Here is an 834-nt window from a genome sequence, read left to right as displayed (position 1 = left end):
GCGCGCGGCCGGTCGCTCGCCGCCCTGCCCCGCGACGCGCTTTACCTGCACACATCGCACCTGCGCCTCGACAACCCGCGCCGATTCGATTGGCTCTACGACCGGCGCGACGTGCGCGCGGCGTTCTTCGTCCACGACCTCATCCCGATCACCCATCCGGAATACGGGCGTGCCGGCGAGGCCGACCGGCACCGGCTCCGGATGCGCACGATCGGCCGGCACGCCGCCGCGATCCTGGTCAACTCCGCCGATACCGGCGCCCGCACCCTCGACCATCTGGCCGCCGAGGGTTTTGGCCGGCCGCCCGTGGCGGTGGGCCACCTCGGCGTCGAGCCCGCCTTCGGGCGCGCGGGGCCGCGCTTAAAGCCCGACCGCCCGACCTTCCTGGTCTGCGGCACGATCGAATCCCGCAAGAACCACCTGCTGTTGTTCCAGCTCTGGCGGCGCCTCGCCGAGCGGTACGGCGCCGCGACGCCTCGCCTTGTCGTCGTCGGGCGTCGGGGCTGGGAGGCCGAGAGCGCGATCGACATGCTGGATCGCTGCCCCGGCGTGCGCGCCCACACGGTCGAAGTCACGGGCCTTTCCACGCACGGCCTCGCGGCTTTGACCCGCAGCTGCACCGCGCTGCTGATGCCCTCGTTTACCGAAGGCTACGGCATCCCCATCGTCGAGGCGGCGGCATCCGGTCTTCCGGTGGTGGCCTCGGATATCCCCGTGCACAGGGAGATCGCCGAAGGCTTCGCGCTGTTCCGCGATCCCCTCGACGGGCCGGGCTGGGCCGACGCCATCGCGGAACTCGCCCGGCCGGACGCCACCCTGCGCGCGGAGCTCGCC

1 protein-coding gene is annotated in these 834 nt (G+C 72.7%); it reads left to right on the top strand.

What is annotated here, in order from left to right; all coding sequences use genetic code 11:
* The coding region (locus tag FV228_RS31225; RefSeq protein ID WP_147857919.1) for a glycosyltransferase family 1 protein at positions 1 to 834 on the top strand (834 nt) is incomplete at both ends.

The sequence above is a fragment of the Methylobacterium sp. WL18 genome (genome assembly GCF_008040015.1).
GTDB lineage: Bacteria > Pseudomonadota > Alphaproteobacteria > Rhizobiales > Beijerinckiaceae > Methylobacterium > Methylobacterium mesophilicum.
This window is presented reverse-complemented; position numbering and strand designations above follow the sequence as displayed.